This window comes from Pseudomonas sp. SDO5532_S415, from assembly GCF_054071155.1.
The window spans coordinates 1-6,855 of sequence record NZ_JBSVWS010000238.1 but is presented as its reverse complement, the minus strand read 5'-3'; the positions used below and the strand labels follow the sequence as shown (position 1 = coordinate 6,855).

General features: G+C 60.5%; 6 protein-coding genes. 2 read left to right on the top strand and 4 right to left on the bottom strand.

The features are described from left to right. Nucleotides 1–74 precede the first annotated feature (74 nt). Complete coding sequence (gene ppk1, locus ACW9HW_RS28020; RefSeq protein ID WP_095196255.1) at nucleotides 75–2,297, bottom strand: polyphosphate kinase 1; 2,223 nt, start codon at nucleotides 2,295–2,297, stop codon at nucleotides 75–77. A gap of 18 nt (nucleotides 2,298–2,315) precedes the next feature. After that, nucleotides 2,316–3,329 (bottom strand): porphobilinogen synthase, encoded by a 1,014-nt coding sequence (hemB, locus tag ACW9HW_RS28015; protein WP_095196254.1) that lies wholly within the window; start codon nucleotides 3,327–3,329, stop codon nucleotides 2,316–2,318. Nucleotides 3,330–3,536: 207 nt separating this feature from the next. On the opposite strand from hemB, the gene ACW9HW_RS28010 reads away from it, so the two are divergent. Beyond that, on the top strand, nucleotides 3,537–4,169 hold the full coding sequence (locus tag ACW9HW_RS28010) for a DedA family protein (RefSeq protein WP_095196253.1): 633 nt from the start codon (nucleotides 3,537–3,539) through the stop codon (nucleotides 4,167–4,169). On the opposite strand, the gene ACW9HW_RS28005 is transcribed toward ACW9HW_RS28010, so the two are convergent. After that, the gene (locus ACW9HW_RS28005) at nucleotides 4,150–5,385 is read right to left on the bottom strand and encodes a sterol desaturase family protein (protein WP_095196252.1); all 1,236 of its coding nucleotides are present in this window, start codon (nucleotides 5,383–5,385) and stop codon (nucleotides 4,150–4,152) included. The two genes, ACW9HW_RS28010 and ACW9HW_RS28005, sit on opposite strands and share 20 nt — an antisense overlap. A gap of 115 nt (nucleotides 5,386–5,500) precedes the next feature. Here ACW9HW_RS28005 and elbB point away from each other — a divergent pair, with 115 nt between their 5' ends. After that, on the top strand, nucleotides 5,501–6,169 hold the full coding sequence (elbB, locus tag ACW9HW_RS28000) for an isoprenoid biosynthesis glyoxalase ElbB (RefSeq protein ID WP_095196251.1): 669 nt from the start codon (nucleotides 5,501–5,503) through the stop codon (nucleotides 6,167–6,169). Between the two features lie 169 nt (nucleotides 6,170–6,338). On the opposite strand, the gene ACW9HW_RS27995 is transcribed toward elbB, so the two are convergent. After that, nucleotides 6,339–6,794: a YaiI/YqxD family protein gene (locus ACW9HW_RS27995; RefSeq protein WP_457402559.1), complete on the bottom strand. Its 456-nt coding sequence runs from the start codon at nucleotides 6,792–6,794 to the stop codon at nucleotides 6,339–6,341. Between the last annotated feature and the right edge of the window lie 61 nt (nucleotides 6,795–6,855).

Below are 6,855 nucleotides of genomic sequence, written 5' to 3'. Positions count from 1 at the left end.
GGTTTGTCAGTCAACATCCATTTTGAATGTGCCGCCCCCTTCGCGAGCAGGCTCGCTCCCACAGGTTCCTGGCGTTAGCGAACGGTAAGGATCGGGCTACCCAACCGTTCCAGCAAAGTAGCCTGGGCACTGCGCGGGTTCTGGTTGCCGGTCGGCGTGTTGCGGATGTACCGACCGTCCGACTGCAGGCTCCAGCTGTGGGTGTTATCGGTGAGATACAGCTCCAGCTCCTTCTTGACCCGCATGATCAGCTTCTTGCCTTCCACCGGGAAGCAAGTCTCGACACGCTTGTCGAGGTTGCGCTCCATCCAGTCGGCGCTGGAAAGGAACATCTGCTCTTCGCCGCCATTGAGGAAGTAGAAGACCCGGGTGTGTTCCAGGAAGCGACCGATGATCGAACGCACGTGGATGTTGTGGGAAACCCCGGCAATGCCCGGTCGCAGGCAGCACATGCCACGCACTACGAGGTCGATGCGCACGCCTGACTGACTGGCCTTGTACAACGCGCGGATGATCTTCGGATCGGTCAACGAGTTGAACTTGGCGATGATGTGCGCCGGTTTGCCGTCGAGGGCGAACTGGGTCTCGCGGGCAATCATGTCGAGCATGCCCTTCTTCAGGGTAAACGGCGCATGCAGCAGCTTCTTCATGCGCAGCGTCTTGCCCATGCCGATCAACTGGCTGAAGAGCTTTCCGACGTCTTCGCACAAGGCGTCGTCGGAAGTCAGCAGGCTGTAGTCGGTGTACAGGCGGGCGTTGCCGGCGTGGTAGTTGCCCGTACCCAAGTGCGCGTAACGCACAATCTCACCGGCCTCGCGACGCAGGATCAGCATCATCTTGGCGTGGGTCTTGAAGCCGACCACGCCGTAGATCACCACTGCACCGGCCGCTTGCAGACGGCTGGCCAGTTGCAGGTTGGACTCCTCATCGAACCGCGCGCGCAATTCGATCACCGCGGTGACTTCCTTGCCGTTTCGCGCCGCATCCACCAGCGCATCGACGATTTCCGAGTTGGCGCCGGAGCGGTACAAAGTTTGGCGCACCGCCAGAACGTGCGGGTCCTTGGCGGCCTGGCGCAGCAGGTCGACCACCGGGGTGAACGACTCGAACGGGTGCAGCAACAGAATGTCCTGCTTGCTGATCACGCTGAAAATGTTTTCGCTGTTCTGCAGCAGTTTCGGGATCTGCGGGGTGAACGGCGTGTATTGCAGCTCGCGCTGGCTGTCGAGACCGGTGATGCTGAACAGCCGCGTCAGGTTCACCGGGCCGTTGACCTGATACAGCTCGGTCTCGCTCAGGTTGAATTGCTTGAGCAGGTAATCGGACAAATGCTTCGGGCACGTATCGGCCACCTCCAGACGCACCGCGTCACCGTAGCGACGGGAGAACAACTCGCCGCGCAGGGCGCGGGCCAGGTCTTCGACGTCCTCGGAGTCCAGCGCCAGGTCGGCGTTTCGGGTCAGGCGGAATTGGTAGCAGCCTTTTACCTTCATGCCCTGGAACAGGTCGTCGGCGTGAGCGTGGATCATCGACGACAGGAACACGTAGTTGTCGCCAGGACCGCCGACCTCTTCCGGGACCTTGATGACCCTCGGCAGCAAGCGCGGCGCCGGTATAATCGCCAGACCGGAATCGCGACCGAAGGCGTCGATGCCCTCGAGTTCGACGATGAAGTTCAGGCTCTTGTTCACCAGCAGCGGGAACGGGTGCGTCGGGTCGAGGCCGATCGGGGTGATGATCGGGGCGATTTCATCGCGGAAATACCGGCGGACCCAGGTTTTGAGCTTGGTCGTCCAATGGCGGCGACGGATGAAGCGGACCTGATGTTTTTCCAGCTCCGGCAACAGAATATCGTTGAGGATCGCGTACTGACGGTCAACGTGACCGTGCACCAGTTCACTGATGCGGGCCAGCGCCTGGTGCGGTTGCAGGCCATCGGCGCCGGCCTGTTCACGGGCGAAGGTGATCTGCTTCTTGAGGCCGGCGACACGAATCTCGAAGAACTCGTCCAGGTTGCTGGAGAAAATCAGCAGGAACTTCAGGCGCTCCAGCAACGGGTAGGACTCGTCCAGCGCCTGTTCCAGCACGCGGATATTGAACTGCAGTTGCGAGAGCTCGCGATGGATGTACAGACTGCTGTCATCCAGGCCGGGAATGGCAATCGCCGGCGCCGCCAGTGCGGGTTCGGTCACCACCACGGGTGGAGCAGGCTCCAGCTCCGGCGGGGTTTCGGCGATTTGCTCGACCACGGGTTGAGCGTCTTGTACGGCAACTTCAGTGAGTCCTTCGGTATTCATCGAATGTTCCTGGGAGGGCTATTTCTGCTCTCGTAACAATTGAGCTGCACGAACGGCAAAGTAGGTCAGGATGCCATCAGCGCCTGCACGTTTAAAAGCGGTCAGGGATTCGAGGATAACCCCTTCGCTCAACCAGCCATTCTGGATCGCCGCCATGTGCATGGCGTATTCGCCGCTGACTTGATAAACAAAAGTCGGCACTTTGAATTCTTCTTTGACCCGGCAGAGGATGTCCAGATACGGCATGCCTGGCTTGACCATGACCATGTCCGCACCTTCTGACAAGTCAGCCGCCACTTCGTGCAGGGCTTCGTTGCTGTTGGCCGGGTCCATCTGATAGGAGGCCTTGTTGGCCTTGCCCAGGTTCAGTGCCGAACCCACCGCATCGCGGAACGGGCCGTAATAGGCACTGGCGTACTTCGCCGAGTAAGCCATGATCCGCACGTTGACGTGACCGGCCAGTTCGAGGGCTTCACGGATCGCCTGGATGCGGCCATCCATCATGTCCGACGGCGCAACGACCTGAGCGCCGGCTTCGGCATGGGACAGGGCTTGTTTGACCAGCGCGTCGACGGTGATGTCGTTCTGCACATAGCCTTCTTCGTCGAGAATGCCGTCCTGCCCGTGAGTGGTGAACGGGTCCAGCGCGACGTCGGTGATCACACCCAACTCAGGAAATTGGGCGCGCAGGGCACGGGTGGCGCGTTGAGCAATACCCTCGGGGTTCCAGGCTTCGGCGGCGTCCAGCGACTTGAGCGCCGGCGGCGTCACCGGGAACAGCGCCAGCGCCGGAATCCCCAGCTCGACCCACTTGGCCGCTTCTTCCAGCAACAGATCGATGGTCAGGCGTTCGACACCCGGCATCGAGGCCACCGCTTCACGGCGGTTTTCACCGTCGAGCACGAACACCGGCAGGATCAGGTCATCGACAGTCAACACATTTTCACGGACCAGTCGACGCGAGAAATCGTCACGACGGTTGCGACGCAGACGGGTTGCAGGGAACAATCGGTGGGCAGGGGTAAAACTCACGGCAGACTCCTGAGCCCGCGCAGACGGGCGAGCGTGACAGTTATAAGCGGCCATTATGACGAACACATTACAGTTGTGCGCACCCTGTGACACGTAGCCGCATTCCATTGTCCTTGTAGGAAATGTTCACGTCGAGACACATTTGGACACTTTCCTGAATGTGTACGAAGGGTTAGGCTGCGCGTTCATTTCGCCAGCACCCAGACAATGCTCCAACAATTTCTGCATGACTTCGGCTACTTTGCCCTGTTTCTCGGCACGTTCTTCGAAGGCGAAACCATTCTGGTGCTCGCAGGCTTCCTCGCGTTCCGTGGATACATGGACATCAACCTGGTGGTGGTCGTGGCGTTCTTCGGCAGTTATGCCGGCGATCAGCTGTGGTACTTCCTGGGACGCAAGCACGGGCGCAAGCTGCTGGCGCGCAAACCCCGCTGGCAACTGATGGGTGACCGGGCGCTGGAACATATCCGCAAGCACCCGGACATCTGGGTCCTGAGCTTCCGCTTTGTCTATGGCCTGCGTACGGTAATGCCGGTGGCGATCGGCCTGTCAGGCTATCCACCGGGCCGTTATCTGCTGCTCAACGGCATTGGCGCGGCGATCTGGGCCACCGCGCTGGCGGCGGCGGCCTACCACTTCGGTGCGGTGCTCGAAGGCATGCTCGGCAGCATCAAGAAGTACGAGTTGTGGGTGCTCGGCGGCCTGCTGGTCCTGGGCCTGGGCCTGTGGCTGCGCCGACGCTTCAAGAATGCGCGTCTGGCCAAACAGGTCTATGCCGATGAACAGGCCCTGAAAGCTGAACGCGCCAGTACTGGCGATCCTAAGACGCCAGCCGAGTAAAACGGTTTCTACAGCAATAGAGACCGATACCACTGAGCAGGCTGTAACTGAGCAGGCCGACCCAGCCCACCGCGCTGGCCGGCCATAGCCCCACCACCGGCGCCAGCCACACCAGCGGCACATTCGCCGCCAGTCGCAGCAGCTCCAGCTTCAACGCCCACGGGCGATTCTCCAGGGCCACGCCCAGCACGAACAACCCCAGCGCCAACGCGCCCCAGCCCAGCACCAGCGCGGAAGTGGACAGCTGTGGTTCCAGATTCATCAAGTAGCTGCCCAACGCGATGTAAACGCAGAACTGCAACGCCACGTACCACAGCTGACGCCCATCCAGTGGCACTTCGAATTTGCGGAACTGGCTCAAGTCCGGTTTGCTCATCGGGTATTTGGCCGCCACATCCGCCGGTCGCCAGCCGGTGCGCATGAACCAGATCCGCAGCTTGTCCCAGGTGCTTTCGGCACGCCGCGCATCCGCCCACAACTGCGCGTAGAACTGCACGTTCGCCCATAACGGATTCCAGCTCGCCAGTGGGGTGGTCACGCCGAAAATCACCGGCTCGTTGTCGTCTTCTTCCTGGAACGAGCCGAACAGACGGTCCCAAATAATGAACACCCCGCCGTAGTTGCGATCCATGTAGAGAGTGTTCTGTGCATGGTGGGCCCGATGATTGGATGGCGTGACAAAGAACCACTCGAACCAGCCGAGCTTGGGAATGTGCCGGGTATGCACCCAGAACTGGTACAGCAGGTTCAGCGCGGCGACACTGATGAACACCGCCAATGGCACGCCGGCCACGGCCATGGGCAGGTAGAAGATCCAGCTCAACAGAAACCCGGTGCTGGTCTGGCGCAGGGCGGTGGAGAGGTTGTAATCCTCGCTCTGGTGATGCACCAAATGCGCGGCCCAGAGGATGTTGCGCTCGTGGCCCATGCGGTGCAGCCAGTAATAGCAAAAATCGTAAAAGACAAAGGCGAACACCCAGACCCACACGCTGTCAGCCGAGAGCTCGAACAGCGCCAGGTGCTTGAGGGCAAAGGCGTAGGTCACCAGACCCACCCCCTTGGTCAGCAGGCCCGTGGTGGTCGACAACACCCCGGTGCTGATGCTGTTGATCGCATCCGCCACTCGATAGTTGCTGACCCCGCGCCAACGGTCGGCCAGCAGCTCGACGGCAATCAGCACAAAGAAAAACGGCACCGCATACAAAATGAAGTCCATGACGCGCCCTGATCGGAATCTGTAGGACAGATCCTATGTTTAGCCGCGAATTAACCCTATGGCAACGAGTGACAAATTAGTGGACATTTAACGCCATGAATCTGGAGAAAAGCCCATGAGCAAAAAAGTTGCAGTGATCCTTTCCGGTTGTGGTGTGTACGACGGCGCCGAGATCTACGAAAGCGTGATTACCCTGCTGCGCCTGGACCAGCGTGGCGCTCAGGTGCAGTGTTTCGCACCGAATATCGCGCAGCTGCATGTGATCAATCACCTGACCGGCGAAGAAATGCCCGAGTCGCGCAACGTGTTGGTGGAGTCGGCGCGCATTGCCCGCGGCGAGATCAAGGACATCCGCGAAGCTGACGCTGAAGAATTCGATGCCCTGATCATTCCCGGCGGCTTCGGATCGGCCAAGAACCTCTCCAACTTCGCCATCGAAGGCACCGGCTGTACCGTGCAACCGGATGTCCTGGCCTTGACCGAAGCCTTTGCCGAGGCCGGCAAACCGGTCGGCCTGATCTGCATTTCGCCGGCCCTGGCGGCGAAGATCTACGGTCCGGGCGTGACCTGCACCATCGGCAATGACGCCGACACCGCAGCTGCGTTGAACAAGATGGGCGCCACTCACAAGGAATGTGCGGTGAGCGACATCGTCGAAGACAAGGCGCGCAAACTGGTGAGCACCCCGGCGTACATGCTGGCTCAATCGATCAGTGAAGCCGCGTCAGGCATCAACAAACTGGTCGACCGTGTGCTCGAATTGACCCACGAAAACGACGCTTGATGTGATCTGGCATCTGATTTCCTGTGGCGAGGGAGCTTGCTCCCGCTCGACTGCGCAGCAGTCGTAAAACCGGTTATTGCGGTCTGCCTGAAAAACCGTAGTGGATGGTTTTGGGGTTGCTCCGCAACCCAACGGGAGCAAGCTCCCTCGCCACAGGGGCAGCGTTCTCTCAGGATTTGCGTGTGAGCCGCGTCAAAATCCGATCCAGCGCGTTGGCAAACGCCTGCTTCTCGCGCTCGCCAAACGGCGCCGGTCCACCGCTCATCTGCCCTTGCTCTCGCAAGTCGGTGAACAGGTTGCGCACCGCCAGCCGGTCGCCCATGTTCTGCGCATCGAACTCCTTGCCCCGGGGGTCCAGCGCCGCTACGCCCTTTTTCACCAGCCGATCGGCCAGCGGCACATCGCTGCAGATCACCAGCTCACCGGGCACCGCGTGCTCGACCAGGTAGTCGTCGGCCGCATCCGGACCACTCGGCACCACGATCAGCTTTACCAGGGCCAGGCCCGGTTTGCTCTGCGGCTGGCCGGCCACCAGCACCACGTCGAACTGGCGCTTGAGGGCAAACTTCACCACCAGATCCTTGGCCGCCCGGGGGCAGGCGTCGGCGTCGATCCATACACGCATCAGGTTTTCCTCTTCTAAAAAGCTTCGCGAGCAGGCTCGCTCCCACAGGTTATACACAATC